We start from the raw sequence: 26,196 nt of genomic DNA, 5'->3' as shown, positions 1-26,196 counted from the left end.
GGGTGTCGAGTACCGAAGACGAACAGTTGGCGGATTTGAAGGACTGGTGGACACGCAACGGCAAACCTCTGGTCACCGGCGGCCTGTTGGCGCTGGTCATCGTGTTCGGCTGGCAGGCCTATCACAAGTACCAGAGCAACCAGTCGCAAGGCGCCTCGGTGCTCTATCAGCAATTGCTGGAAACCACGCTGACGCCTGACGGCAAGCCTGATGCCGCCCGCGTTGCGGATCTGGCCGGCAAGCTCAACAGCGAGTACGGCGGTTCTGCCTATGCGCAATACGGCAGCCTGTTCGTCGCCAAAGTGGCGGTCGACAGCGGCAAGCTGGACGACGCGGCAACCGAACTCAAGGCCATCGTCGACAAACCGGCCAACCCGGCGCTGGGCGAAATCGCCCGTCAGCGTCTGGCGCAGGTGCTGGGCGCGCAGGACAAGGCCGAAGACGCCCTGAAACTGCTCGACGGCGATGCCGACAAAGCGTTCCTGGCCACTCGCGAAGAACTCAAGGGCGACCTGCTGGTGCGCTTGGGCCGTACCGATGACGCGAACAAGGCGTATCAAAAAGCCAAGGCGGCACTGTCGGATGAAGCGGCGGTCGGTGGCCTTCAAATCAAGCTCGACGACCTGGCCAAAGGGGATGCGTGACGTGATCCGTTGGAAGCATGCAGCATTGCTGGCTCTGGCCCTTCTGGCCGCGGGTTGCAGCAGCAACAGCAAGAAAGAATTGCCACCGGCCGAGCTGACCGACTTCAAAGAAGAAGTGGTTCTGCAGAAGCAGTGGAGCCGCTCGATCGGTGACGGTCAGGGCGAAACCTACAACATGCTGGTGCCGGCGATCGACGGTGACACCATCTACGCCGCCGATGTGACTGGTGTGGTGATGGCGCTGGATCGCAGCAACGGCGATGTGAAGTGGGACCAGGATCTGGAACTGCCTGTCTCCGGCGCCGTTGGCGTGGGTTACGGTCTGGTACTGATCGGTACGCTGCGTGGCGAAGTCGTCGCTCTGGACACCAGCAACGGTGAAGAGAAGTGGCGTGCCCGCGTCAACAGTGAAGTGCTCGCGCCGCCGGCCAACAATGGCGACGTGGTCGTCGTGCAGACCCAGGACGATCGTTTGATCGGTCTGGACGCTGCCACCGGCAACCAGCGCTGGGTGTATGACAGCACCCCGGCGGTCCTGACCCTGCGTGGCACCAGTGCTCCGCTGGTGACCAACCGTCTGGCCGTAGCTGGCCTGTCGACCGGTAAAGTGGTCGCGCTGGACATCTCCAACGGCGTGCCGGTGTGGGAACAACGCATCGCCATTCCACAAGGTCGTTCGGAGCTGGAGCGCGTCGTCGACATCGACGGCGGTCTGCTGCTGTCGGGCGGCACGCTGTACGTGGCCAGCTATCAGGGTCGCGTTGCGGCACTGGACCTGGAAAGCGGTCGTCAACTGTGGCAGCGCGATGCGTCGAGCTACGCCGGTATCGCTCAGGGTTTCGGCAGCGTCTACGTGAGCCTGTCCTCGGGCACCGTTGAAGGCGTCGACGAGCGTTCGACCACCGCACTGTGGAGCAACGACTCGCTGGCTCGCCGTCAACTGTCGGCACCGGAAGTGTTCTCCAGCTACGTAGCTGTGGGTGACCTGGAAGGTTATCTGCATCTGCTGAGTCAGGTCGACGGTCGTTTCGTCGGCCGTGAGCGCATCGACAGCGACGGCCTGCGTGCCCGTCCGCTGGTGGTGGGCGACACGATTTATGTGTATGGCAATAGCGGCAAACTGGAAGCCCTGACCATCAAGTAACAACTATGCTTGGGGTTCATCCCCAAGCGGCCCTGCATCAGCAGGGTTTGCAGCGCCCCCGGGTGTTGCCCCGAGCACCAGCCGCTGCCTCGCAGCGGCTTTTGTATTTTCTGAAATAACGAAGTGGAGAGCCGCATGGTTCCCGTAATCGCCCTGGTGGGCCGACCGAACGTCGGCAAGTCCACCTTGTTCAACCGCCTGACCAGGACTCGTGACGCCATCGTCGGCGACCTGTCCGGTCTGACCCGTGATCGCCAGTACGGTGAGGCCAAGTGGCAAGGGCGTTCCTACATTCTGATCGACACCGGCGGTATCTCCGGTGACGAACATGGTATGGACGAAAAAATGGCCGAGCAGTCGCTGCTGGCCATCGAAGAAGCCGATGTGGTGCTGTTTCTGGTAGATGCCAAGGCCGGTTTTACCGCTGCCGACCAGATGATCGCCGAGCATTTGCGCAAACGTAACAAGCGTTCCCACGTGGTGGCCAACAAGGTCGACAACATCGACCCGGAAATGGCCCGCGCCGAATTCGCCCCGCTGGGCATGGGCCACGCGATCCCGATCGCCGGCGCCCACGGCCGTGGCATCACGCAACTGCTGGAAGCCGCCCTGAGCGAATTCCCGCGCGATGATGACGAGCCGGCTGAAGGTGAAGAGGAAGAAGTCGTTGCCGAAGGCGAGGAAGCCAAGCGCATTCCTGGTCCGAGCGAAAAAGACGGGATCAAGATCGCCATCATCGGTCGTCCGAACGTCGGCAAGTCGACCCTGGTCAACCGCATGCTTGGTGAAGACCGGGTCATTGTGTACGACCAGCCGGGCACCACCCGCGACAGCATCTACATTCCGTTCGAGCGCAATGAAGAGAAGTACACGCTGATCGACACCGCCGGTGTGCGCAAGCGCGGCAAGATCCACGAAGAAGTCGAAAAGTTCTCCGTGGTCAAAACCCTGCAGGCGATCAAAGACGCCAACGTGGTGATCTTCGTGATGGACGCCCGCGAGGGTGTGGTCGATCACGACCTGAACCTGCTGGGCTTCGCGATCGAATCCGGTCGTGCGCTGGTCATCGCGATCAACAAGTGGGATGGCATGACGCCGAGCGAGCGCGACTTTGTGAAAGTCGAGCTGCAACGTCGTCTGTTCTTCGTCGACTACGCCGACATTCACTTCATCTCGGCGTTGCACGGCACGGGCGTGGGCAACCTCTACGCTTCGGTGCAGAACTCGTTCAAGTCCGCTGTTACCCGCTGGCCGACCAACCGTCTGACCCAGATTCTGGAAGATGCGGTGGGCGAGCACGCGCCGCCAATGGTCAACAACCGCCGGATCAAGCTGCGTTACGCTCACTTGGGTGGTGCGAACCCGCCGATCATCGTGATCCACGGTAACCAGATCGAGAAAGTGCCGAAGTCGTACGTGCGCTATCTGGAGAACACTTACCGTCGTGTACTCAAGCTGGTCGGTACGCCGATCCGCATCGAGTTCAAGGGCGGCGAGAACCCGTACGAAGGCAACAAGAACACGCTGACCGACCGCCAGGTCAACAAGAAGCGTCGCTTGATGTCGCACAACAAGAAAGCCAGCAAGAAGCGCCGCGACAAGAAGTGATCCGAGGCCCTGCACAATTTTGTGTGGGGCTTTTGTGGCGAGGGGATTTATCCCCGATGGGCTGCGCAGCAGCCCCAAAACCTGTGTCCGCGGTGTATCAGTCAAACCGCATTCAACGGGTTTGCGACTGCTTCGCAGCCGGAACGGGGATAAATCCCCTCGCCACAGGATTGGGTTTGTTCAATGAGAGAAGGGCGCCGTTTGGCGCCCTTTTTTTATGGGCGCCGGATGGGCTATCCTCGGGCTCTCCCGCGCCGTCGTCAGAGCCGGGTGTTGAGCAGAGAACCCCCGATGATCACCAGCAAGCTGCCGAATGTCGGCATCACTATTTTCACGCAGATGTCTCAGCTCGCGGCGCAGACCGGCGCGATCAACCTGTCCCAGGGTTTCCCGGATTTCGACGGCCCGCAGTCGTTGCGTGATGCGGTCGGGCGGCATATCGCCAGTGGCCATAACCAGTATTCGCCGATGACCGGTTTGCCGGCGTTGCGTCAGCAGATCGCGGCCAAGATCGCGCGCAGCTATGGCGTGACAGTCGATGCCGATCATGAAGTGACGGTAACGCCCGGTGCGACTCAGGCAATCTTCTGCGCGATTCAGGCAGTGATTCACAGCGGCGATGAAGTCATCGTGTTCGATCCGTGCTACGACAGCTACGCACCGGCGACAGAATTGGCGGGTGGTCGTTGCGTGCATGTGCAGCTGAATCCGGACGATTTCTCCATCGATTTCGATCAACTCGCAGCGGCCCTCAGTCCGCGGACGAAAATGATCGTCATCAACACCCCGCACAACCCCAGCGGCGCATTGATCAGCCGCGCCGAGCTCGATCAACTGGCGGCGTTGATCCGTGATCGCGACATCTATCTGATCAGCGACGAAGTCTACGAACACCTGGTCTTCGACGGCGTGCCGCATGTCAGCGTGCTGGCCCATGAAGAGCTGTATCAGCGCGCGTTCGTGGTCAGTTCGTTCGGCAAGACGTACCACGTCACCGGCTGGAAAACCGGCTACGTCGTCGCCCCTCCAGCGCTGACGGCCGAGCTGCGCAAGGTGCATCAGTACGTCAGTTTCTGTGGCGTCACGCCGCTGCAATACGCGCTGGCCGATTACATGGCCGAGCACCCGGAGCACGTTGAAGAGCTGCCGGGTTTCTATCAGGCCAAGCGCGATCTGTTCTGCGATCTGCTCGCGCCGTCGCGCTTCAGTTTTACCCGAGTCACCGGCACCTATTTCCAATTGGTCGATTATTCGCAGATCCGTCCGGATCTGAATGATGTCGACATGGCCATGTGGATGACTCGCGAGCACGGTGTCGCGAGCATTCCGGTGTCGGTGTTCTACCAGAATCCACCGCAAGGCCAGCGCCTGATACGCCTGTGCTTTGCCAAACGCGAGGAGACGCTGCGTGAAGCGGCGGCAAAACTATGCGTGATCTGAGTGCATTGCCAGACCTGACTCTGGCGCTGATCCAGACCAGCCTGGCCTGGCACGACCGCCAGGCCAACCTCGAACATTTCGAGCTGCTGCTGGAGCAGGCCCGGGGCGCCGATCTGATCATCCTGCCGGAGATGTTCACTACCGGATTCTCGATGGAATCGGAAACCCTCGCCGAAGCCGAAAACGGCCCGACCAGCAAATGGCTGCGGACGCAGGCAGCGAAGTTCGATGCGGTCATCACTGGCAGCGTGATCATTCAGGCGGCTGACGGCAGCCATCGCAACCGCTTGCTCTGGGCGCGGCCGGACGGCGAAGTGCTGCATTACGACAAGCGTCACCTGTTTCGTATGGCCGGCGAGCACAACCATTACACGCCGGGCGAGCGTCAGGTGCAGTTCGAGCTCAAGGGTTGGCGGATTCGTCCGCTGATCTGCTACGACCTGCGTTTCCCGGTGTGGAGCCGCGACGCGCAGGACACCGATCTGCTGCTGTACACCGCCAACTGGCCGGGCGCACGGCGTCTGCACTGGAACCGCCTGCTGCCGGCACGAGCGATTGAAAATCTCTGCTACGTGGCAGCGGTAAATCGGGTGGGCAGCGATGGCAAAGGCTTCGCGTATACCGGCGACAGTCAGGTGCTGGATTTCCAGGGCGAGACGTTGCTGGCGGCGGGGGAGGCGGATGGCGTGTTCAAGGTGATTGTGGAAGCGGCGCCGTTGGCTGCATATCGCGAGCGCTTTCCGGCGAACCTGGATGCCGACACTTTCGAGTTCACCTGATACTCCCAGCGCCTGTCAGGACGCCTTCGCGAGCAGGCTCGCTCCCACAGGGAAATGCATTCCAAATGTGGGAGCGAGCCTGCTCGCGAAGGGGCCATAAAAGTCAGCCAGAAACCTGTAGGCAAAAAAAGGCCCCGGAGCTCACACTCCGGGGCCTTCGCATTTCAGTGGTCGGATTACGCCGCTTTCGCCTCTGGCTGGCTCAGCGAGCGGTTCAGCGCGCTGAACAGTGCCTTGAAACTCGCCGTGGTGATGTTTTCATCGATACCCACGCCGTGCACCGCACGTTCACCGTTCACCCGCAATTCGATATAGGCCGCCGCTTTGGCATTGGTGCCTGCGCCGATCGCGTGTTCGTTGTAGTCCATGATTTCCACCGGAATCGGCAGGCCGGCGACCAGCGCTTCCAGCGCGCCGTTGCCCTTGCCGCGCCAGTGCAGGTTGGTTTCGCCCTGACCTTTGCTGGCTACTTCGACTTCGACGGCGCTGTTGCCGTTCTCTTCCTGCAAACGATGGCTGACGAGCGCATACGGAGTGTTGGCCTGCAGGTATTCGCTGATCAACAGCGAGTGAATCTGCTTGGCCGTCATCTCCAGGCCCAGGCGATCGGTCTCACGCTGCACCACTTGGCTGAATTCGATCTGCATGCGCCGTGGCAGGCTGATGCCGTATTCCTGCTCCAGCAAGTAAGCGATGCCGCCCTTGCCCGACTGGCTGTTGACGCGGATCACCGCCTCGTAGCTGCGACCGATGTCGGCCGGGTCGATCGGCAGGTACGGCACTTCCCACAGGGTGTCCGGTTTCTGCTGGGCGAAGCCCTTGCGGATTGCGTCCTGGTGCGAGCCGGAGAATGCGGTGTGCACCAGGTCGCCAACATACGGGTGGCGCGGGTGCACTTGGATCTGGTTGCACTCTTCGACGACCTTGCGCACGCCGTCGATGTCGGAGAAGTCCAGCTCAGGGTCGACGCCCTGGGTGTACATGTTCAGCGCGACGGTGACGAGGTCGACGTTGCCGGTGCGCTCGCCGTTGCCGAACAGGCAGCCTTCGACGCGATCGGCGCCGGCCATCAGGCCCAGCTCGGTGGCCGCGACGCCGGTGCCCCGGTCGTTGTGGGTGTGCAGGCTGATGATCACGCTGTCACGACGGTTGATGTTGCGACCAAACCATTCGATCTGGTCGGCGTAGACGTTCGGCGTCGCGCATTCAACCGTGGCCGGCAGGTTGAGGATCATCTTGTGCTCAGGCGTCGGGTTCCACACCTCGATCACGGCGTCGCAGACTTCCTTGGCGAATTCCAGCTCGGTTGCGCTGAAGGTTTCCGGCGAGTATTCGAAGGTCCACTCGGTTTCCGGCTGCATGGCTGCGTATTTGACGAACAGCTTGGCAGCGTTGACGGCGATGGCCTTGATACCGTCCTTGTCCTGGTTGAAGACGATGCGACGGAAAGAAGGCGAAGTGGCGTTGTACAGGTGAACGATGGCTTTCTTCGCCCCGCGCAGGGATTCGAAGGTGCGCTCAATCAGGTCTTCACGGCCCTGGGTCAGTACCTGAATGGTGGTGTCGTCCGGGATGTGGCCTTCTTCGATCAGCGTGCGCACGAAGTCGAAGTCGGTTTGCGACGCGGCCGGGAACGACGCTTCGATCTCCTTCACGCCGACCTGCACCAGGGTTTTCCAGAACCGCAGCTTCTTCGCCGCGTCCATTGGCTCGATCAGCGACTGGTTGCCGTCACGCAGGTCGGAGCTGCACCAGATTGGCGCGGCGTCGATGGTCTTCGACGGCCATGTGCGATCCGGCAGGTTGATGACGGGAAACGCGCGGTATTTCGAAGACGGGTCTTTGAGCATGCTCATCGGGAAATTCCTTGTTGTCTGGGCCGAAAAGAGGCGGCCTGCCGGTTGAACGAATGTTCTTGGAAAAGCGTGGGACGAGGCGCAGCGATTCAGCCTGGCAGTCGTGCGCTGACGAGGCACAGGCTGCGGTGCTGGCGAAGCTGAATGAGGGTGTGAGAGGTTTTCATGGCTTCAACCCTAACCGCGAGGGGAAAGGATGGCAAGCAGTCGGAAAAAATTGAGAGGAATACCCGGAAAGCGGGATTTTGCAGGAATTTATTGCGCTTAAGGCGGTGGAAGTTGTTGATGTTTGCGTAAGGCTAGATTGGGGCGCAATTGAGTTTTTGGAGATTCATTGAGTATTGCGGTGTTTTATAGGCCGCCTTCGCGAGCAGGCTCGCTCCCGCAGGGGATCTTTGTTGTGAACAAGATCCAGTGTGGGAGCGAGCCTGCTCGCGAAAAGGCCGGTCGCCTCAACACATATTCAAGGTTGGAAGGCACCAATGAAAATCGCCGGATCCACCCGCGCGTCATTCAGGCTGGCGTTCCAGTGCATATGCGGCCCGGTCGCGCGGCCGGTCGCGCCGACCTTGCCCACCACCGCGCCACGGGCCAGTTGCTGGCCGTTCTTCACGTCGATCTTCGACATGTGGCAGAACATGCTGATAAAGCCTTGGCCGTGGTCAACGAACACCGTGTTGCCGTTGAAGAAGTAATTGCCGATCAGAATCACCTTGCCCGCCGCCGGGGTCTTGATGGGCGTGCCCGCCGGCACTGCGAAATCGAGGCCGGCGTGAGGATTGCGCTCTTCGCCATTGAAGAAACGGCGCACACCGAACTTGCTCGACAGCGGCCCGTTTACAGGCTTGTCCAGCAGCAGATTGCTCGGCGTGTTCGGGCTGAAACTGCGGTAAGCCGCGATCTGTTCCGCCAGTTCGCCTTCAATGCGCTTGAGGTTGTCGGCGTTCGGATTGACCTGCTGTTTGTTCTTCAGGGTGATGTGCTGTTCCGGGTATTTCTTGCTGCCCACGGTAAACGGCAAGTTGCGCCCGCCACTGCTGATCTGCTGCGCGCCAGGTTTGACCGTCAGCGGCACGCCGACGATCGCCAGCCAGTTGTTCTGCTCTTTGACCACCAGCACCGGTTTGCCTTGATAGGTGGCTTTCGGCGCCTGCGCGGCGGTGCCCAGATCCACCACGGCGACGCCGCCCGGCACCGGTTTGTTCAGCAGCCGAGTGATGTAACTGTCGGCGTGGGCGTTGAAGGTCAGGCAGAGCAACAGCAGCGGAGCGAGAAAACGCGGCATGGATCAGTCCAGTAAAGAGAGGGTGACGGGCGTCAGGTGATTGTCCTCGACGCGCACTTGCAGTTCGCCTTCGCCGAGCTTGGCTTTCAGGCGCTGGCCGGTGTGGGTCTGCGCGGCGTTGCGGATCGCGTGGCCACGCTCGTCGAGCAGGATGCTGTAACCGCGACCGAGGGTCGCCAATGGACTGACCACATGCAGGGTCTGCATCTGACTGTGCAATAGCTGACGACGCTGTTTCAGAGCATCGCGCATGGCCCGGGGCAGACGTTCGGCGAGGCTGTCGAGGCGCTGGCGAAGCATCGCCAGTTGGCGCCCCGGATGTTGCCCGGCGAGGCGGGTTTCCAGACGGATCAGGCGTTCGCGGCGGGTATTGAGATGGCGTTCGAAGGCCCGGCGCATGCGCATGTCCAGATCATCCAGACGCTGAGCCTGCTGGCGCAGACGTTCGCCGGGATGCCGCAACCGTCGGGCCATGCCTTCCAGACGCAGGCGATCACGCATCAAGCGGTCACGCATGCGCATCACCAGACGCCGGTGCAGGCTCTCGACCTGACGGATCAGATGGCTGGAATCCGGAGCGAGCAGTTCGGCGGCGGCCGAGGGCGTCGGTGCGCGGACGTCGGCGACAAAATCGCTGATCGAAACATCGGTTTCATGGCCGACGGCGCTGACAATCGGTGTGACACAGGCATCGACCGCGCGCGCCACGGCTTCCTCGTTGAAGCACCAGAGGTCTTCCAGCGAGCCGCCGCCACGGGCGAGGATCAGCGCGTCGAAGCCACGGGCATCGGCCATTTTCAGCGCGCGAACGATTTGCGCGGTGGCCTCGCGGCCCTGCACAGCGGTTGGAATCAGGGTCAGTTGCACCTGCGGCGCACGGCGGCGGAATACGCTGATGATGTCGCGAATCACCGCGCCGGTCGGCGAACTGATGATGCCGATGCGCTGCGGATGCGCGGGCAGCGGAACTTTGCGTTCGGCACTGAACAGGCCTTCGGCGCTGAGCTTTTCCTTCAGCGCATCGAAGGCCAGACGCAGCGCGCCGTCACCGGCCGGCTCCACGGTGTCGAGGATCAGCTGATAGTCGCCACGGCCTTCGAACAGCGAAACCTTGCCGCGCACCTTGACCGCCAGACCATCCTTCAACGCCTGACGCACCCGCGCGGCGTTCTGCCGGAACAGCGCGCAACGCACCTGCGCGCCGCTGTCCTTGAGGGTGAAATAGACGTGGCCGGACGCCGGGCGCGCGAGGTTGGAGATTTCGCCTTCGACCCAGATGTTGCTGAACACGTCTTCAAGCAACACCCGCGCACGGCCGTTGAGCTGGCTGACGGTCAGGACTTCACGGTCCAGGCCAAGTCTTGCAAAGGGATCTTTAATCATGGGGCGCAGTTTAAAGGCATTTGCCCGCCAATCACCATGACGCCGCACAAAACCCTGTGGGAGCGAGCCTGCTCGCGAAAGCATTGTGTCAGCGGACAACAACGGGAATGACACTCCGCCTTCGCGAGCAGGCTCGCTCCCACATGGGATCAATTTGATATCTGGTCGTGCTGCCCGCTACTGGCTACAGTCAGCGCGGTCTTATAAAGGATGCGGACGATGAGCATGATGGAGCTGTTGGGGGCGTGGTCGTGGGGCGCTGGCGGTTGGGCGGTCATCGGGTTGGCCATTGCCTTGGCCTACATCGTCTTCGGCATCGCCGGTTTCGGCACTGCGCTGGTCGCGGGGCCGATGCTGATTCTGTTCATGCCGCTATCGAAAATCGTGCCGCTGCTGGTGCTGCTGGATTTCGTCGCGGCGTTCGGCAATCTGCTGCCCTCGCGGCGCGACGTCGCCAAGCCGGAATTGCTCAGGCTGCTGCCGTGCATGGCAATCGGCTGCACGCTGGGGGTGATCTTCCTGCTGAATCTGAAATCCGATCTGTTGCTGCTGTTGATGGGGCTGTTTATCAGTGCCTATGCGGTTTACAGCCTGTGGGTCAAAGCGCGGCCCGCGCAGTTGTCAGCGGCGTGGGCGGTGCCGATGGGCACGGTGGGTGGGTTGTTCGGCGCGTTGTTTGGCAGTGGCGGCTTTCTTTACGCGATTTATCTGAACAGCCGCCTGCCCAAGGAAGCGGCGCGGGCCACGCAAAGTGCCTTGATCAGTTGCAGCACCGTGGTGCGCTTGAGTCTGTTTGTCATCGCCGGTGTGTATGCCGAGCTACCCTTGTTGATGCTGGCGCTGTGTCTGTTGCCGGCCATGGCGCTGGGCTTGTGGATCGGCCGGCGGCTGACCATGAGGTTGTCGCGCGAGGCGTTTGTGCGACTGGTGACTTGGCTGGTGCTGGCCAGCGGGATCGCGTTGATGGTGCGCTATTTCAGCACTTGACCGGATTTCTTCAGGGATTAAGCTGCCGGCCGCAGTTCCTTGTGGGAGCGAGCCTGCTCGCGAATGCGGTGGGTCAGCAACAAAAATGCAGCCTGACACTGCGCTTTCGCGAGCAGGCTCGCTCCCACATTGGAAATCTTAAATACTGGCAGCAGGCTCCACCATGAACTCGCAAAGCATTATCGTCCCGAAAATCTCCACCCTGCCGGTGCACGAGCCCCGGGCGCGGGCGATCGTGCGCTGGCTGGTGCGCAAGAACATCATCGAAGAACAGCTGACTACCTGCGGCCGCACCGGCAACCGTATGGCCCACGCCATCGCTGATGGTGCTCGCGCCGTGGTGCTGCACCCGCAAGCGCTGCCGTTCGGCGAGCCGGTCAATGGCCTGGAGATCGTCACCAAACGCTGCATCTACACCCCGGCCAAAGGCTTTCTCGAAGAGGCCGGTTGCGCCGAATGTCGCCGCGAAGTGGGCGAGGCGCTGTTCGAGAGTCTTGAAGACTGGTTTCCAGGCCGCACCGACAATTTCACCTGCCCCGAATGCGGGCATGAGGACGACATCAACGGCTTCCTGTTTCTGCAGGAATGCGCGTTTTCCAACCTCGGCTTCATTTTCAACAATTGGCTGGAGGCGGGGTTCAAGCAGAGCTTTATCGACGAGTTCGCCGATTGGCTCGATCAACCTGTCTCTTGGGTCAAGGTGGAGCTGTAGGGCCGGGCTTTTCCATCTATCAATTAGGCTGAGTTTTACATTGAACAGCAGGGGGTGTCTGACTATAATGGCGCGCTTCCATTTTCCCGCTCGGGAGCCCCCGCGATGCTGCGTATCAGCCAAGAAGCTCTGACATTCGACGACATTCTCCTAGTGCCCGGTTATTCCGAGGTACTTCCCAACGAAGTCAGTCTCAAGACCCGTCTTACCCGTGGCATCGAACTGAATATTCCTCTGGTTTCTGCCGCCATGGACACCGTTACTGAAGCCCGTCTGGCAATCGCCATGGCTCAGGAAGGTGGCATCGGCATTATCCACAAGAACATGACCATCGAGCAGCAAGCTGCCGAAGTGCGCAAGGTCAAGAAGTTCGAAGCCGGTGTGGTCAAGGATCCCATCACCATCGAGGCCGATGCCACGGTGCGTGATCTGTTCGAACTGACCCGTCTGCACAATATCTCCGGCGTTCCGGTCCTGCACGATGGCGACCTGGTCGGCATCGTCACCTCCCGCGACGTACGTTTCGAAAACCGTCTGGAAGCCACTGTCCGCGAAGTGATGACGCCTAAAGAGCGTCTGGTCACGGTCAAGGAAGGCGCCGACAAGAACGACGTCCGTGAACTGCTGCACAAGCACCGCATCGAGCGCGTGCTGATCGTCGACGACAAATTCGCCCTCAAAGGCATGATGACCGTCAACGACATCGAAAAAGCCAAAGCCTACCCGCTGGCCAGCAAGGACGATCAAGGTCGTCTGCGCGTTGGCGCTGCGGTCGGCACCGGTAAAGACACCGGTGATCGCGTGACTGCACTGGTCAATGCCGGCGTGGACGTGGTGGTGGTCGACACCGCACACGGTCACTCCAAAGGCGTGATCGACCGCGTACGCTGGGTCAAAGAGAACTTCCCTGAAGTGCAGGTGATCGGCGGCAACATCGCCACCGGCGCTGCTGCCAAGGCCCTGGCCGAAGCGGGCGCCGACGCAGTCAAGGTCGGTATCGGCCCCGGCTCGATCTGCACCACCCGTATCGTCGCCGGTGTCGGCGTACCGCAAATCAGTGCCATCGCCAACGTCGCCGCTGCCCTTGAAGGCACTGGCGTACCGTTGATCGCCGACGGCGGTATCCGTTTCTCCGGTGACCTGTCCAAGGCCATCGTGGCCGGTGCGTCCTGCGTGATGATGGGCTCGATGTTCGCCGGTACCGAAGAGGCCCCGGGCGAGATCGAACTGTTCCAGGGCCGTTCGTACAAGGCTTATCGCGGCATGGGTTCGCTGGGCGCCATGTCCCAGGCTCAAGGTTCGTCCGACCGTTACTTCCAGGACTCCTCGGCAGGCGCCGAGAAACTGGTTCCGGAAGGCATCGAAGGCCGTGTGCCGTACAAAGGCACCCTGAGCGCGATCATTCACCAGTTGATGGGCGGTCTGCGTTCCTCGATGGGTTACACCGGCAGCGCCAACATCGAAGAAATGCGTACCAAACCCGAGTTCGTGCGGATCACCGGTGCCGGCATGGCCGAGTCCCACGTTCACGACGTGCAGATCACCAAGGAAGCGCCAAACTACCGCGTAGGTTGAGGCTTCCAGCAAAACGTTAAATCACCGGGGCTGTTCATTCAGCCCCGAGTTGTTTCTGATTCACTACATGAGAATGAGTCATGGCCCTCGACATTCACGCTCACCGCATCCTGATCCTCGACTTCGGTTCGCAATACACCCAGCTGATTGCCCGCCGCGTGCGCGAGATCGGCGTGTACTGCGAACTGCACCCGTTCGACATGGACGAAGATGCGATCCGCGAATTCGCCCCTAAAGGCGTCATCCTCGCCGGCGGCCCCGAGTCCGTGCACGAAGCCAACAGCCCGCGCTGCCCGCAGGCGGTGTTCGACCTCGGCGTTCCGGTGTTCGGCATCTGCTACGGCATGCAGACCATGGCCGAGCAACTGGGCGGCAAGGTTGAAGGTTCCGAACTGCGTGAGTTCGGTTACGCCCGCGTCGACGTGGTCGGCAAGAGCCGCCTGCTCGACGGCATCGAAGACCACATCGATGCCGACGGCCTGTTCGGCCTCGACGTGTGGATGAGCCACGGTGACAAAGTCACGAAGATGCCGGAAGACTTCCACATCCTCGCCAGCACCCCGAGCTGCCCGATCGCCGGTATGTTCAACGACGACCGCGCTTACTATGGCGTGCAGTTCCACCCGGAAGTGACCCACACCAAGCAGGGCGGGCGCATCCTGTCGCGCTTCGTCCTCGACATCTGCGGCTGTGAAGCCCTGTGGACGCCGTCGAAGATCGCTGAAGACGCCATCGCCAACATCCGCGCCCAGGTCGGCACCGACAACGTGCTGCTGGGTCTGTCCGGCGGCGTTGACTCCTCGGTGGTTGCCGCGCTGTTGCACAAGGCCATCGGCGATCAGCTGACCTGCGTTTTCGTCGACAACGGCTTGCTGCGTCTGCACGAAGGCGAGCAAGTGATGGCCATGTTCGCCGAGAACATGGGCGTCAAGGTGATCCGCGCCAACGCTGAGGAGCAGTTCCTCAACAACCTGGCCGGCGAAGCCGACCCGGAAAAGAAGCGCAAGATCATCGGCCGTACCTTCATCGACGTGTTCGATGCCGAATCCTGCAAGCTGGACAACATCAAGTACCTGGCTCAGGGCACCATCTACCCGGACGTGATCGAGTCGGCTGGCGCGAAAAGCGGCAAGGCCCACGTGATCAAGTCGCACCACAACGTGGGCGGCCTGCCGGAAGAGATGAACCTGAAACTGGTCGAGCCACTGCGCGAACTGTTCAAGGATGAAGTGCGTCGTCTGGGCCTGGAACTGGGCCTGCCGTACGACATGGTCTACCGTCACCCGTTCCCAGGCCCGGGCCTGGGTGTGCGCATCCTCGGTGAAGTGAAAAAGGAATACGCCGACCTGCTGCGTCGCGCCGACCACATCTTCATCGAAGAACTGCGCAAGGCCGATTGGTACCACAAGGTCAGCCAGGCGTTCGTAGTATTCCAGCCAGTCAAATCGGTCGGCGTGGTCGGGGACGGCCGTCGTTACGCCTGGGTCGTGGCCCTGCGTGCCGTGGAAACCATCGACTTCATGACCGCGCGTTGGGCACACCTGCCTTACGAACTGCTGGAAACCGTTTCCGGCCGCATCATCAACGAAATCGAAGGCATCTCCCGCGTCACTTACGACGTGTCGAGCAAGCCGCCGGCGACGATTGAGTGGGAATGATCCTGCTGCGGTTCGAATAACGAAAAACCCTTGGCGTGAAGCCAAGGGTTTTTTCGTTTCAGAGCCCTGATAACAGATCAGGCGGGTAAACGACTTTGCAGGGTCATGCCGAGCTCGATCAGGCGCTCGGCCACTGCGGCGATGTCGCGGAAGACCATGCCGGTGATGCGGCGCATCGACTGGTCCCAGATATAAAACCGGCCATCTGCGGTGCAATGCACTCTTGTTTGCACGATGTTGCTGGCGCTGTTGCGCCGCACGAGTGTGTATGTGCTTGGTTCTGTTTTCCGTATCACGAACATGCCATTGCGAGGCAGAAGCTTTTCCAGCGTTGCATCATTCCATGGCGGCACGGGGGCATTGACCTGCAATCGCAGGTCAGCGAACAGAGGGTCGAAGGCGCTGTTTGTCGTCGCCCCGTTGTAAAACGGGCCGCGAGCGACTTCCACTCCCGGGTCGATCCTGAGGTCGGCCACCTCGTCGGGCCAGACTTCTTCGATGCGCAAACCGATGCCGCCCCGGAGTTCGCTTATGCCTGCCAGATCTCTGAAGGTATTGGTATTCGTGGCATCGACCAGAGCCACCCACTTGCCGGGTCTGTTGAGCAGCTTGTCACGCTCCATGATCTGCGTTGCGAGGCGCGCCTTGATCATCTGCTCTTCGATCGACGTGAGCGGGACTTTCAGCGTGCAGGTTTCTACTGCATCCAGTCCATGAACCCGGACGCCATTGGCTTGGGCAGCCCGGATCAATTCGAGCATGTTGAACCGGTTCTCAGGGTCAGTGCCCAGGCTGGACAAATAGGTACTGAGGTCTTCTGACATGTCACCCGACAGGTAGAAATGGTTGAGGTCATCCTGGGCGAAATCACTCAGCAACCCACGCACGTAGAGCGTTTTGATATGCCGCGCGAACGTTGGCATGTTCTCGATCACGAAGCGCGTGCTGGCGATGCGATCGAGGGTTTCACCGACGGCCAGTCCATCGGTACTGGCAAAGATGAGATCAATCAACTCATTGATCTCCATCTGCGGACTGACGGGCGGAATGACCGGGCGCTGGGGCAGGTTGATCCATTTCAACTCCCGGTAGAATGCTTCGGCGTCGTTCAGCAGAGCCGTGCGTTGTTCGCCGAAATGGGCCACGTAGCGGTCGGTCGCCAGCAGATAGCGGCGCCCGGCGCTTGTGGTCTCGGCGGAGGCGTTGGGCAAGTTCATTGCCCATCTTCTCATCCCGGGTATTTCCGTCTCTGAGATACCCTTGAGCTTCGTAACCGGGCGTAGCGGACACGGAACGCCTGGAAGCGGTTCGACGCGTGGCAGGTCGACCGACGGTGTTGCCTCGGTTGAGCTCACATCAGTCTCCGGCAAACATGCCTTGCCCACGCATTGACCGCCTCCGCGCAGCCGCAGCGCTGGCATGCGCTCCCACTTGCCGGCGCTTCCCAGGCGGACCGGCAACGAGTAAGCGAACTGATTGGGACGCTCGGGATTGATGATTGCCCAGTTGCCACTGTCCTGCGAGTCGGCGAAGTAGCGCACGTAATAGGCGGCGCCATCCATTTCGATGGCATGACCGGGTTCTTTGTCGAGGCGGTAGATGCCTTCGTATTTCCCCGGCGTCGCCTCTACAGCGTGTTGCGCAAGTAACTCGTTGCATCGATAGCTGGCCGGTACTTGCGCAAAAGTCGAACCTTGCCGCGGAGCAGGCGTAATCAATGGCTCAGTGACGTCGACGAATGTCGATTCGCCGGGGATTTCGTTTGCCAATTCGCTGGCAGTTTCGTTGGACGACCTGACGGGCGGGGGATCCAGAGGCGGCAATAACCGTGAGTCAGCCGAAGTAAGTTCGATCAGCCCGCGCATCTCTTCAGCCTCGGCATACTCGACCTGTGGCCCAACTTCCAACTGCGCGCCAGTGCCAATCAGGAACGGAATATTGAATACGGTTTCGATCGCGCTGAGCACCGCACCGATAACCCCGGCTCTACGCTCGGTCGCCGTAATGCCGTTGATCGCCTGATCGATGTTCAGCCCCGTGTTGACGACGCCCGCCCCAATCAACGGCAAAGCTGCAGGCCAGCCCACGGCCGCCATCGGGCCGAACACTTTCAGCCCGGCGCTCAGATAGCCGGTCCAGAGTTTCTTGCGCAGGTCACTGTTGGACGTGAGCACCAGATGCGCCTCGGCAACCATGCCCGTGCGGGTCGACTCGCTTAACCACGTGAAGGCGTCACCGCTGATCGCAACGTTGCTGCGGTTGATCATTCGATGATCGCTGTGGCCCCAGGTGCTCACCAAACGGTTCATCAGATCAGTGAGGTTCTCGGTGATGTGATTGCTGTCAGCCAGCGAGAAGTGCTTGAGAAACAAAGAGCGTTTCTGCTCTGAATTCATCTGCTCAAGCAACCACCAGTGCAGATCCGCGGCAGTGTCCATCAGCCGAAAGGCCTGGGCCTGTCCCGGCAGGTAAAGGGTCTGCCGGCCACTGTCTTCGACCAGACGCAGCACGTTGGTGGCGACGTGACCGTCCAGATCCAGCGTGCGCACTTGCGCGCCGACCGGGTACGTCGATCGGAGCATTTGCAGGGTTACCGGCCAGCTTACGGGGCCGATCAGCGAGGTGACGATGCGTTGAAAATCATTGCCGTCAACGTCCCCCTGTTGCAGTGCCTGCACCGCCTGACTGAGAAAATTGCACTTGGCCATGGCGCGGAAATCGTCCGACGAGGTTTGCCAGAATTTGGTCAATTGACCGCTGTAACGCGTGCTGAAATCAACGGCCCAGAATGCCTTCAGCACATCGCTGCCAAGCAGTCGCACTTCGTTGCTCTGATTGAAATTCTCCGCGCCCGGGCCATCCGAGTAGAAGCCGCAGTAAAGGCCCAGCAAATCTGCGTTGTCTTGGTCGGTGGCGCGAAATCGATGGACGACCAGTTGCGTGAGGGTGAGCGTTTCATAAGGCTTTTCCAGCAAGTGCTCCCAACCGGTAAAGGTCAGCGTGCTGCTTTGCGCCGTTTTGAAACGATGGAAATAAACCTGGTCGGGATCAAGGCCAGATAGGCCCTTGGCGGTCAGCAGTTCGATCGCGACTAGCCGGGCCTCATCCAGCAGGCTTGGGCAGTTCTGCACAATGGTAGTGGCGATGGCTTTGAGGGCGGTTTTGTCCGCTGCGTTTGGCAGCAGACGACGTTCGGCAGTGGTCATTCGGGTGTTCATCCTTGAGACACAAAGGCAGAAGATGGCCCATGCGCTCAAGGGGAGGGTGTTACTCGGTTATCGCGTGTTGTCCTTTTGAAAGTGAGCCAATGCCTTCGCAGATATCAAAGATATTCAGACCGAATAAGATCCGTATCGAACGGAGTCAGCCCTTGTTCAGGTGCGAACACCCTCTGCGCCTGCTCTGCAGAGGCCACTCGTTCGCCTCGTGCTCGCACGTGTAAATCGAAAAGCGTGTGCAGGTCCGGCCTTGGTGTATGCACCAGGGCGCGCAGCATCAACGAAACTCCGCTGAGGTTGTTGTCGACGTTGTTCCAGCGGGGCGATGAAGTCAGCCCCAGATCGGCCCAGATCATGCGACGTTCCACCAGGTCCATCACGAATGGCAGGCAGATACTCGTGTCGGAGGCGATATCGATGCGGTCGACTACGGTGCGCGGCTCGAACACTTCGCCAGATGCCGTATCGGCGCGGGCCATCCAGCCCGCGAAGCATTCAGGAAGGTCACAATATGGCTGCCAGGTAAATGAGTTGAGGGACGTGACGACATAGCGGACGCCCTTTTTGACGAGAGCATCAAGGTCGAGGTCGATGAACTCGGAAGCGCCATTAGGCGCGTCGACGATGTCGCCGCTGTGGTAACCGCCATAACCTTTGAGGTTGTAATAGGCGACCGCTTCCTTGAAGACGAAGTCGCTGTCGAAGAAGGCGGCGGACAAGTCGATGTCCGTGCGGTCACGACCGTTCTTCCACCACAGGAATAGGCGAATGAATCGCGTATCGGGCATTGGCAAGCGACTGCCGCGTACAAGTGTTCGCAGTGACTTCGCTGCGGCGCGCTGTGCCAATGGCACCCGGTATTCGCGCAATGCCGGATCGACAAAGCAGCGGCCCAGCGGTGGCAGCGACGCGAAACGTGCGATCAGGGCGTTCTCGCAAATCTGTGCGGCACGTGCCAATACCTGCGGTGCGATCGACTCTCGACGATCAGCAGTGCCGAAGACTTTCGCCAGCGCTCCTTTAGGTGTGAACGCTCGCAAGGGCAGGGGGCGCGGGGCATTTACCTGGGCCAGTAATTGCAGCAGCACAGGTGAGGACACTTGCGCCGCGACAGCCGCAAAGGCGTCGAGCACCGCGTCCGGTTCTGTGGCACGCCGTAACATCACGTCCAGACGGCGCGCGAATTCTCCGGGACGATCCTGCAGCACCGACGTAAGCGCGGCGATCTGGCGTTGGGCAAGCATGGTTTCGACACGCGACCCGAACGAGGCCGGCGGATCATTGCGTCGCGCTGCGGTGATGGCCGCAAATGCTCGCGGATACTTCTCAGCGTAATCGCCTGGATGCAGGACTTCGGCCAGACGTTTCCAGCGTTCGGCCTGGCGCATCACATCCTCGGTAGCGTTGGGCATGCGGTCGAGCAGGCGCAACAGCTTGCGACGCATCGAACGTTTCATTTTGCTAAAGCGCGTCAACGCTGTCGCCAGCGACACGTCTCCACCATGCAGTGCGATCGCCACGCGCAGCACGTCCGTCGCCGTTTCGACATTTTGCTCAAGGAAAGCCTCAACCTGTGCATCGTCGCCGATATGCAGGATTAGCGCGCCGCCAACGAGCGCGCGAATCTCGCGAAACGGAACGGTCTCGGGCAGTAGACGGAACACACCGCTTTTGTACGTTCGGATAAACCAGCTGACATCCGCAGCTTCCTCTTCGGACAGCGAGGTGCGCGATGAGACCAGCGGCTCGAGCAATGCCTCGAACTCGCTGACACTTCCCGGTTCGATGACCCAATGGATGAAGTTGCCTTCAAGCATGGCTGGCCGAACCTGTTCGCTGGGTGGCAGGCGCCGAAGTGTGTGGTAGTGAATGACGGCGTTGAGATACAACTCCGCCTCTGTCGCTTCGAGGACTTGATTGGGGAAGTCAGGATAAAACGGTCGGTGATGTACATGAGCACCGCTGAGACGGCGCAGGACTCGAATGACTTCACGCAGCCAGTTCTTGAGTTCTACCGCAGAGAGCATGCCGATTCGCTCGATCAGCGGTTCAGAGAGTACATATCGAAACGCCGCGACTTCTTTGACCGCTGATGCGACCTGCGCGCGCGTGGCTCCGCCAGAGCCGGCAGGGACGTGAAGTTTTGTACGGCGCCGCAGGAACAGCTCCTGATTGATCATGATTTCTTCCTTGGTCGCCGTTTCCAGTGAGCTGATGCTCACCTGTGCAATCGATACGAAAACGCCTGCAATAAGCAGGCGCGGTGTGGAGAGCGGAACCCCTAGTTCATGGAGGATAGAAGGAAGGTGTTCCATAGCCACGGCGGCATACTATCGGAGGTCATCGCGGCTTGTCAGCCAATCACATATTTTGAAATGGGCTCGCCTGTTGGCGAACGTCAGCGCCGCGCCACATCGGAAAAATAGAACTTGTCCAGCGTATGCCGCGATTCGGTGTACTCGAACTGGCGGCCGTCCTGCAGGAAGGTCTGGTTGCTGACCACGATGACATGGCTCTGGCCGTCGAGGTCCAGATGGTGGTGGTCGTCCTTGCTGCACGGCATGGCTTCGATGGTGCGCTGGGCGTAGGCGATCTGCAGTTGCAGGGTCTGTTCGATGTGGGCGTAGATCGAATGTTCGGCGATGTCTGCAGACAGGTCGGGAATCACCTCGCTGACGAAGTGGTTGATGTCGAGGATGACGCGTTTGCCGTCGATGCGCCGCACCCGTTTGATCCGGGTGATCGGGCTGCCGGGCTCGGCATTGATGTGTTCGAGCAGCGCACCTTCCAGCGGCACCTGACACATCTCGACCACTTCGGTGCTGACGTCGTTGCCCAGTCGCGGGTGGGTCTCCTGGAAACTGACGATGCCGCCGAGCTGGAATTCGATCGGGTTGGTCGCCAGCACGAACGCGCCTTTGCCGTGAATCTTCTGAGCGAAACCGCGTTCCTGCAACTGGTCGATGGCCTTGCGTACCGTGCCACGGCTGGCCTGATAGGTGTCCATCAGCTCGGTTTCGGAAGGCAGCCGGGCGCCGCGCTCCAGGCGCTGCGTGGTGATGCTGGCAAGCAAATCGCTGTAGATCTGGTTGTATTTGCTCATGGCTGGACTCTGTGCCGACGGTGCTCAAAACCCCGAACCTTAAGGGCAGGGTAGGGGTTTGTCCATGCGGACGAAGGAAAACATCTTAGGTCAGAGTAGGAAGAATCCGCATTTTTCTGATGTTCATCCACGGACGCAAACTCGTACAGACGAGTTGTTGCATTAACTCGTACAGACGAGTATTTTTCCTCTCGGCGTGCTGCCAATAACAACAATCCACGACGGAAGAACAAGCATGAGCCATGACTACCCGAACATCGCCAAGGAGCTGCTGGAAAGCCTCGGTGGCCGCGACAACATCGAGCAGGCGGCGCATTGCGTCACGCGTTTGCGCCTGGCGCTGAAGAACCCCGCGCTGGTGAATGTGGCCGCGCTCAATGGCGTCGATCTGGTCAAGGGTTCGTTCTTCACCGGCGGGTTGTATCAAGTGGTCATCGGCCCGGGTGATGTGGAAAAGGTTTATGCCGAACTGCGCCAGCAGACAGGTCTTGCGGCATCGACCATCGCCGACGTTAAACAGAAAAGCGCCGAGAAGATAAACGCCATGCAGCGGCTGGTGCGGGTGTTTTCCGATGTGTTCATGCCGATCCTGCCGGCGCTGATCATTGCCGGCCTGTTGATGGGCATCAACAACCTGCTCGGTGCCAAGGGCATGTTCATCGAGGGCCAGACCCTGCTGGATGCCTATCCCAACCTCGACGGGTTGTGGAGCCTGATCAATCTGATGGCCAACACCTCGTTCGTGTTCCTGCCGGCGCTGGTCGGCTGGTCGGCGGCCAAGCGTTTCGGCGGCAGCGAAATTCTCGGCATTGTCCTCGGTCTGATGCTGGTACACCCGGACCTGCTCAACGCCTGGAATTACGGCAAGGCCGTGGCCGGGCTGGATGGGCAGCAACTGCCGTACTTCGACATCCTCGGCCTGTTCCAGGTGGAAAAGGTCGGCTACCAGGGGCAGATCCTGCCGATCCTGCTGGCGGCGTACGTGATGAGCGTCATCGAAAAATGGCTGCGCGCGCGAGTGCCCAACGCCGTGCAATTACTTGTGGTGCCGATCACCACCATCGTTGTCACTGGCGTGCTGGCGCTGGCGATCATCGGCCCGGTGACCCGGCATATCGGCATCTACATCACCGAAGGGCTGGTGATGCTGTTCGATCTGGCGCCGTTGGTGGGAGGTCTGATTTTCGGTTTGCTGTATGCGCCGCTGGTAATCACCGGCATGCACCACATGTTCCTCGCCGTGGATCTGCAATTGATCTCGAGCCAGGGCGGCACCTTCATCTGGCCGATGATCGTCATGTCCAATCTGGCGCAGGGCAGTGCGGCCCTGGCGGTGTTCTGGATGACGCGCAATGCGCGGGACAAGAGCATGGCCTCGACCTCGGCGATTTCTGCGTATTTCGGCATCACCGAGCCGGCGATGTTCGGCGTCAATCTGCGCTACAAGTTTCCGTTCTACGCCGCGCTGGCCGGTTCGGCGCTGGGTTGCATGTTCCTCTCGCTGAACAAGATCCAGGCCTCGGCCATCGGCGTCGGTGGCCTGCCCGGTTTCATCTCGATCATTCCGCAGTTCATCCCGATGTTCGTCATCGGGATGCTGATTGCCATGCTCGTGCCGTTTGCCCTGACCTGCGTGCTGAGCATGAAGATCGTCCGCCCGGGTTACCGGGTTGCCTGAAATTGAACTGTAGGAGCTGCCGGAGGCTGCGATCTTTTGATCTTGCCTTTCAAAATCGAAAGATCGCAGCCTCCGGCAGCTCCTACAGAGATCGTAAAATTCAAGAGGGAAATCCGCCATGCAAGACTGGCAACGTTCGGTGATCTACCAGATCTACCCGAAGAGCTTTCACAGCCATGCCGGCAACGCCACCGGCGATCTGCTCGGCATCGTCGCCAAGCTCGATTACCTGCAATGGCTGGGGGTCGATTACCTGTGGATCACGCCGTTCCTGCGTTCGCCGCAGCGCGACAACGGCTACGACATCAGCGACTACTACGCGGTCGATCCGAGCTACGGCAGCATGGCCGACTGTGAACTGCTGATCGCCGAAGCGGGCAAACGCGGGATCAAGCTGATGCTCGACATCGTGGTCAACCACACCTCGATCGAGCACGTCTGGTTCCAGCAGGCGCGCAGCAGCCTCGACAACCCTTACCGCGACTTCTATATCTGGCGCGACCAGCCGAACAACTGGGAATCCAAGTTCGGCGGTTCGGCCTGGGAGTACGAAGCGCAGACCGGCCAGTATTATCTGCACCTGTTCGACCACACCCAGGCCGACCTCAATTGGGACAACCCCAAGGTCCGCGACGAAGTGTTCAAGATGATGCGCTTCTGGCGCGACAAGGGTGTGGGTGGTTTTCGTCTGGACGTGATCAACCTGATCTCGAAACCGGCGGACTTCCCCGAGGACGACAGCGATGGTCGGCGCTTCTACACCGACGGGCCGAACGTGCACACCTACTTGCAGCAGATGCACCGCGAAGTCTTCGAAGGGCATGAGCTGATCAATGTCGGGGAAATGTCTTCGACCCGCCTCGAACATTGCATTCGTTACTCCAACCCGCAGTCGAAAGAACTGTCGATGACCTTCAACTTTCATCACCTGAAGGTCGATTACCCGAATCTGCAGAAGTGGGTGCGCGCCGATTTCGATTTCCTCCAGCTCAAGCAGATTCTCTCCGACTGGCAGACCGGCATGCAGGCGGGTGGCGGCTGGAATGCGCTGTTCTGGTGTAACCACGATCAGCCACGCGTGGTCTCGCGGTTTGGCAATGACGGCGAGTACCGCGAGCTGTCGGCGAAGATGCTCGGCACTGCGCTGCACTTTCTGCAGGGCACGCCCTTCGTTTATCAGGGCGAAGAATTGGGAATGACCAATCCGGGGTTCGAGAGCATCGAGCAATACCGTGACGTCGAGACCCTGAATATCTTTCGCCTCAAGCGTGAAGCCGGGGCAAGCGACCTCGACAACATGGCGGCGATCATGCAGAAGTCCCGCGACAACGGGCGCACGCCGATGCACTGGCACGCCGGGCACAACGCCGGCTTCACTCGCAGCGAACCATGGATCGGTGTGCCGGCCAATGCCGCACAGATCAACGTCGCGCATCAACTGCACGACGCGGAATCGGTGCTGCATCACTATCGGCGCCTGATCGCTTTGCGCCGCACTGAAGCGTTGATCTCCGATGGCATCTATCGGCAGTTGTTGCCGGAGCATCCACAGGTCTGGGCGTACCTGCGCGAGGGGACGGGAGAACGCTTGTTAGTGGTGAACAACTTCTATGGCACTGCCTGTGAGGTCGAGCTACCGGCGCTGATCGACGAAGCCCAGGAGCAGCGCCTGCTGATCAGCAACTACCCGGACTGCCCGCAACGCACGAGTTTGCTGCAGTTGCGACCTTACGAATCCTTCGTGCTGCACCTGACCGACCCCTGATTTTTTAACTGAATAACAACCTTTGAAAAAACACGCAGAACGCTGCGCGGGGGATTTGTGCGCGCTGAATTCCTGCAACCACACAATAAAAACAACGGGTGGCATATATGAGAGCAACCATAAATTACAGTCTGGCAGTCGCGGGGATTTTTCTGGCAGTGCCCACGTCCTCACAGGCGCTGGAGTTCGGCGGCTATCTGCGCAGCGGTGTCGGTACTTCGGTCAACAGCAGCAGCCAGTCGTGTTTCCAGTTGCCCGGCGCGCAGACCAAATATCGCCTCGGTAACGAGTGCGAGCAGTACGGCGAGCTCGAGCTGCGCCAGGATCTGTACACCCTCGAAGACGGCTCGGTGCTGAGCGTCGACGGCATGGCATCGCTGTACAACCGCTACGACCGCAGCCTGACGTTCAAGGAAGACAACGGCTCGATTCGCCTGCCCCAGGCTTACGCGCAATGGTCGGCGATGCCTGCGCTCAATGGCGGCTCGCTGTGGGCCGGTCGGCGCTACTACAAACGTAACGACATCCATATTTCCGATTTCTATTACTGGAACCAGAGCGCCACCGGTGCAGGCATTGAAGACGTGTTGCTCGGTGGCCTGAAATACAGCTACGCCTTTTCACGCAAGGACAACCTTTACCAAAAGGATTACATCAACCGCCACGACTTCAACGTCGGCGGTTTCAACAGTAACCCGGGCGGTGAACTTGAGTTCGGCCTGAGTTACATCGACAAGCCCGACAGTCGCGACGCCCACCGTGGCTGGGCGATTACCACTCAGCACGTGCAGCAGGACTTCCTCGGCGGCAAGAACAAACTGGCGCTGCAATACGGTGAAGGGCCGGGCACCGGATTGGGCTATACCGGTAACGTCAGGCTCGATGACCGCAACAAGAGTTATCGGATCGTCGAGTTCTTCGACTGGCAACTGACGCCACGTTTTGGCGGACAATTCCAGGCGGTGTATCAGAAAGATATTCGTCAGGGCGGCGCCGATCAGAACTGGCTGTCACTCGGTGTGCGCCCGGCCTATGCGCTGAGCGAGCAGTTCAAACTGGTGACCGAACTGGGGCACGATCAGGTCGAGGCGGCGGACGGCACGCGCAAGCTGAGCAAGTTCACCTTTGCACCGACCTGGTCACCGAAAGGCCCGGAATTCTGGGCGCGGCCCGAGGTGCGTCTGTATTACACCTATGCCAGCTGGAACCAGGCAGCCAAGCGTGCCGCCAACCTGTTGGCCAAAGGTTCGGCGCTGTCCGACACCGGCGCGTTCGGCAACGCACGGCACGGGGCCAATGTCGGGCTGCAGGTTGAATACTGGTGGAAATAAGCAAAGCGGCTGCGACCGCTCATTCAATCA

Annotated in this window: 18 protein-coding genes; 12 read left to right on the top strand and 6 right to left on the bottom strand. The window is 60.2% G+C overall.

Annotation, left to right across the window (positions count from 1 at the left end; all coding sequences use genetic code 11):
* Positions 1-2: 2 nt before the first annotated feature.
* The 5 genes from AB4N73_RS16260 (at position 3) to AB4N73_RS16240 (ending at position 5,615) form a co-directional block, all read left to right on the top strand.
* The gene (locus tag AB4N73_RS16260) at positions 3-644 is read left to right on the top strand and encodes a tetratricopeptide repeat protein (RefSeq protein ID WP_016773334.1); all 642 of its coding nucleotides are present in this window, start codon (positions 3-5) and stop codon (positions 642-644) included.
* Positions 637-1,788: an outer membrane protein assembly factor BamB gene (gene bamB / locus AB4N73_RS16255; protein ID WP_016773335.1), complete on the top strand. Its 1,152-nt coding sequence runs from the start codon at positions 637-639 to the stop codon at positions 1,786-1,788. The genes AB4N73_RS16260 and bamB overlap by 8 nt, the downstream gene beginning before the upstream one ends.
* Positions 1,789-1,923: 135 nt before the next feature.
* The gene (gene der, locus AB4N73_RS16250; protein WP_024014210.1) at positions 1,924-3,396 is read left to right on the top strand and encodes a ribosome biogenesis GTPase Der; all 1,473 of its coding nucleotides are present in this window, start codon (positions 1,924-1,926) and stop codon (positions 3,394-3,396) included.
* A 291-nt stretch (positions 3,397-3,687) separates the two neighbouring features.
* The gene (locus tag AB4N73_RS16245; RefSeq protein WP_460142311.1) at positions 3,688-4,836 is read left to right on the top strand and encodes a pyridoxal phosphate-dependent aminotransferase; all 1,149 of its coding nucleotides are present in this window, start codon (positions 3,688-3,690) and stop codon (positions 4,834-4,836) included.
* Positions 4,824-5,615 carry an amidohydrolase gene (locus AB4N73_RS16240; protein WP_095181711.1) on the top strand — a complete coding sequence of 264 codons (792 nt, stop codon included), beginning with the start codon at positions 4,824-4,826 and terminating at the stop codon, positions 5,613-5,615. Before AB4N73_RS16245 ends, AB4N73_RS16240 begins: the two co-directional genes overlap by 13 nt.
* A 176-nt stretch (positions 5,616-5,791) precedes the next feature.
* Here the strand turns inward: AB4N73_RS16240 and leuA are convergent, their stop codons facing one another.
* The 3 genes from leuA to xseA form a co-directional block, all read right to left on the bottom strand.
* Positions 5,792-7,471, bottom strand: a complete 1,680-nt coding sequence (gene leuA / locus AB4N73_RS16235; RefSeq protein ID WP_016773339.1) for a 2-isopropylmalate synthase — start codon at positions 7,469-7,471, stop codon at positions 5,792-5,794.
* A 463-nt stretch (positions 7,472-7,934) separates the two neighbouring features.
* Complete coding sequence (locus tag AB4N73_RS16230) at positions 7,935-8,756, bottom strand: peptidoglycan DD-metalloendopeptidase family protein (protein WP_460142310.1); 822 nt, start codon at positions 8,754-8,756, stop codon at positions 7,935-7,937.
* 3 nt (positions 8,757-8,759) lie between these two features.
* Positions 8,760-10,139, bottom strand: coding sequence for an exodeoxyribonuclease VII large subunit (gene xseA, locus AB4N73_RS16225; protein ID WP_252882629.1), 1,380 nt, complete (start codon positions 10,137-10,139; stop codon positions 8,760-8,762).
* A 219-nt stretch (positions 10,140-10,358) separates the two neighbouring features.
* Here xseA and AB4N73_RS16220 point away from each other — a divergent pair, with 219 nt between their 5' ends.
* The 4 genes from AB4N73_RS16220 to guaA all read left to right on the top strand — a co-directional run bounded on the left by AB4N73_RS16220 (position 10,359) and on the right by guaA (position 15,071).
* Positions 10,359-11,126, top strand: coding sequence for a sulfite exporter TauE/SafE family protein (locus AB4N73_RS16220; protein ID WP_056790143.1), 768 nt, complete (start codon positions 10,359-10,361; stop codon positions 11,124-11,126).
* A 163-nt stretch (positions 11,127-11,289) separates the two neighbouring features.
* Positions 11,290-11,838 carry a sugar ABC transporter ATPase gene (locus AB4N73_RS16215; RefSeq protein WP_041479923.1) on the top strand — a complete coding sequence of 183 codons (549 nt, stop codon included), beginning with the start codon at positions 11,290-11,292 and terminating at the stop codon, positions 11,836-11,838.
* 105 nt (positions 11,839-11,943) lie between these two features.
* Positions 11,944-13,413: an IMP dehydrogenase gene (guaB, locus tag AB4N73_RS16210; protein ID WP_016773343.1), complete on the top strand. Its 1,470-nt coding sequence runs from the start codon at positions 11,944-11,946 to the stop codon at positions 13,411-13,413.
* An 80-nt stretch (positions 13,414-13,493) separates the two neighbouring features.
* Entirely contained in the window at positions 13,494-15,071 is a 1,578-nt protein-coding gene (gene guaA, locus AB4N73_RS16205; protein ID WP_016773344.1) for a glutamine-hydrolyzing GMP synthase, read from the top strand.
* Positions 15,072-15,148: 77 nt separating this feature from the next.
* Here the strand turns inward: guaA and AB4N73_RS16200 are convergent, their stop codons facing one another.
* The 3 genes from AB4N73_RS16200 to treR form a co-directional block, all read right to left on the bottom strand.
* The gene (locus AB4N73_RS16200; protein WP_460142309.1) at positions 15,149-18,277 is read right to left on the bottom strand and encodes a membrane-targeted effector domain-containing toxin; all 3,129 of its coding nucleotides are present in this window, start codon (positions 18,275-18,277) and stop codon (positions 15,149-15,151) included.
* 116 nt (positions 18,278-18,393) lie between these two features.
* The gene (locus tag AB4N73_RS16195) at positions 18,394-20,604 is read right to left on the bottom strand and encodes a TerD family protein (protein WP_310218427.1); all 2,211 of its coding nucleotides are present in this window, start codon (positions 20,602-20,604) and stop codon (positions 18,394-18,396) included.
* An 83-nt stretch (positions 20,605-20,687) separates the two neighbouring features.
* Entirely contained in the window at positions 20,688-21,392 is a 705-nt protein-coding gene (treR, locus tag AB4N73_RS16190) for a trehalose operon repressor (RefSeq protein ID WP_310218213.1), read from the bottom strand.
* A 235-nt stretch (positions 21,393-21,627) separates the two neighbouring features.
* Here treR and treP point away from each other — a divergent pair, with 235 nt between their 5' ends.
* The 3 genes from treP (at position 21,628) to AB4N73_RS16175 (ending at position 26,166) form a co-directional block, all read left to right on the top strand.
* Positions 21,628-23,070: a PTS system trehalose-specific EIIBC component gene (gene treP / locus AB4N73_RS16185; protein ID WP_041479919.1), complete on the top strand. Its 1,443-nt coding sequence runs from the start codon at positions 21,628-21,630 to the stop codon at positions 23,068-23,070.
* A gap of 118 nt (positions 23,071-23,188) precedes the next feature.
* Complete coding sequence (treC, locus tag AB4N73_RS16180) at positions 23,189-24,835, top strand: alpha,alpha-phosphotrehalase (protein ID WP_252868230.1); 1,647 nt, start codon at positions 23,189-23,191, stop codon at positions 24,833-24,835.
* A 107-nt stretch (positions 24,836-24,942) separates the two neighbouring features.
* Positions 24,943-26,166, top strand: coding sequence for a carbohydrate porin (locus tag AB4N73_RS16175; protein ID WP_460142308.1), 1,224 nt, complete (start codon positions 24,943-24,945; stop codon positions 26,164-26,166).
* The last annotated feature ends 30 nt before the right edge of the window (positions 26,167-26,196 follow it).

This window comes from Pseudomonas sp. S3_B08, assembly GCF_054667725.1.
This window is presented reverse-complemented; position numbering and strand designations above follow the sequence as displayed.